The sequence below is a fragment of the Sporosarcina contaminans genome, assembly GCF_042679045.1.
Classification (GTDB): domain Bacteria; phylum Bacillota; class Bacilli; order Bacillales_A; family Planococcaceae; genus Sporosarcina; species Sporosarcina contaminans.
Genome location: NZ_JBHTLT010000074.1, coordinates 1 through 2,558 on the forward strand (window position 1 = coordinate 1; position 2,558 = coordinate 2,558).

General features: G+C 45.0%; 1 protein-coding gene. It reads right to left on the bottom strand.

The window, feature by feature from the left end; genetic code table 11:
• Positions 1-182: 182 nt before the first annotated feature.
• Positions 183-2,318: a type IA DNA topoisomerase gene (locus tag ACFQ38_RS11460; protein ID WP_381481003.1), complete on the bottom strand. Its 2,136-nt coding sequence runs from the start codon at positions 2,316-2,318 to the stop codon at positions 183-185.
• Positions 2,319-2,558: the final 240 nt, after the last annotated feature.

Sequence of the window (2,558 nt, forward strand, 5' to 3'; positions counted from 1 at the left end):
ATATCCGAATTCAAGCGAAACTAAACAGCCAATCGCCGGTTGAATACCGACTAAAGGCTGCTTAGAAGGTGTTTTATTATTGTCTCAAAAACGACAGGCAGTGCCCGAGGGCTCAAGTGGATTTTTTACGTTGGAGCAGTTTTGTAAAGGATGTGGAGAATTTTTTACTCAAGCGGATCTTATTAGATAAACACCAAGTTCAATTTTCCGTTTTCCAAGGAAAGGCTGGCGTCGAATTTATTGCCGTTATTCGCGGTAAATCCTTTAATCGTATTCGTTTTACCTTTCGTGCAAAGAAGTTTCACTTGTGTAGGTGTCAGCTTCTTCTTCAGAAATAGCCCCGGAAATGTTTGCTTGCAGCCGTTTTTATAATTGCTGCAGCCGTAAAACCCTTTACGGGATAAAATCATGCCTGTTTTACAAGCTGGGCAGGGGGCAACTTCTTTCGCTTGATAAGAGCCTCGCGACTTCGACTGCCGCGGCGGAACCTTCGTCGCATCAATCGGCTTAGCCTCTAACTGTTTTGGCACGTCATCCAATAGCTTTGCGATGAACTTCGAAATATTATCGAGGAAGTGCTGTCCGCTTCCTTCGCCATTGCCGATTTTTCTCAAATACGTTTCCCATTTTGCGGTCATTGAAGGGCTTGCAAGTAGATTTCCTTCGATTGCCTGGCAAAGTACACGACCTTTCTCTGTAATCGACACGATGTTTTTCGATACAGTTATATATCCGTGCTTTTTTATCGTTTCAATAATACCGCTTCGTGTTGCCTCTGTTCCAAGGCCCTCTATCTCTTTCAAAATATCCGTTTCTTCCTTGTCCTCGACCAATTTCCCGCATGTTTTCATCATTGCAATGAGCTGACCTTCCGTATATGGTTTTGGCGGCATCGTCTTGCCTTCTTTAATGCCGATATCGGACTCTACGGTCTCCTGCATGCGTAGCGGCGGCAAAGCAGGCTCGTCCTTTTCATCCTTGGACCGTTGGAATAAAGCTTTCCATCCCAAATCCCTCTCTGTTTTGCCGGTTGTGAAAAACGGAAGACCGTTCACATCCGTTGTCACTTTCGTTTCGGTATACAAATAATCGGTATGAAACATGGCAAGTGTCGTACGAACGACTTCCTCATACAAATTCCGTTCAATAGGAGAGAGCCGGCCAAGCACAGCTTGCGAAGGAATCTTCTTCGTCGGAATGATCGCATAGTGCTCTTGAACCTTCGAACTGTCGACATACCGTTTCTTCGGAGCAAGTGAAGCGACAGGGAAAGGATGCCCGATCAGTTGTTGGTAATCGCCAACTTGGTCCTTCAAATACGCAAATTCGTTTGGCGTAATATGCCGCGCATCCGTCCGTGGATAGGTGACAAGCTTTTTCTCATACAAGCCTTGCATCGTCTTCAACACGTTTGCCGGACTCATCTTCCAACGCCGGTTCGCTGTCGCCTGCAAAGTTGACAGGGAATGGAGCTGAGGAGGCGGCGTCCGTTTATCTGTATGGGTGACAGAAGTGATCAAACCGGGTGAATTTGGCTGAATTCTATGCTTCGCAAGTAGTTCCTGAATAATCTCTCGTTTCGGCTCCTTCGCTTTCGCTTTACCTTTATACGTACCGTGTTCAGCTGTAAAAGTTGCTTCCACTTCGAAAAATGGCTCCGAGATAAATGTCTCAATCTCACGCTGCCGTTGATAAATTAAGTACACCGTAGGAGACTGAACGCGGCCGATTGGAAAGACTTCTTGCACACCTTTTGCCTTCAATAGAAGTGTATAGAGGCGAGAAGCATTCATCCCAACGAGCCAGTCGCTGATCTGACGGGCTTTTGCCTCTTCATACATTTGCAAATCTTTACGGTTGTCCCGTAAATTCGCAAAACCTTTGCGCACTTCATCGACTTCAAGCGAATTAATCCAAAGCCGCTTGATTGTCTGGTTGCGGGCTCCTGTTTGATAATAAATACTATAAAAGATGTTCGAGCCTTCGCGATCCACGTCACAAGCATTAATGACCGTATCCGTCCCGCGAATAAGCTTCTTTACAATTTGAAACTGTTTAAATTTCCCCTTCGCCACTTGGAACTCATACCTGTCCGGCAAAATTGGCAAGCTACCTAATGTCCATCGCTTCCAAGCAGGATTGTATGCATGCGGCTCTTTTAACTCAACCAAATGGCCGACACCCCACGTTATATACGCTCCTTGCGGGAAAATCGGACAAGGATTTATTTCAAGATAGCCCTCATGCTTCCGCACGGAAAAAGCGTCTGCATACGCTTTCGCTTGGGAAGGTTTTTCGGCTAGGATGACAGGTTTCATGGCTGACACCTCTTTTCTTTTTGTAATGAAACATTCGTTCTTTTATTATTGCATAGATTTGGGATGGTTTCTAATAGGGAGGGGATGGAAAGTGGAGTTTTTTTATCAATTCATTTATAGTTGAACGAACGGGTGTTTGATACTATGTCAAGAAATTGGACACATTAAATTGAGAGTCATAGCTATTTGTATAATCAAGCTAACGCGCTTTGCTTGTTGGCCATGTCATAAGCGAACAGA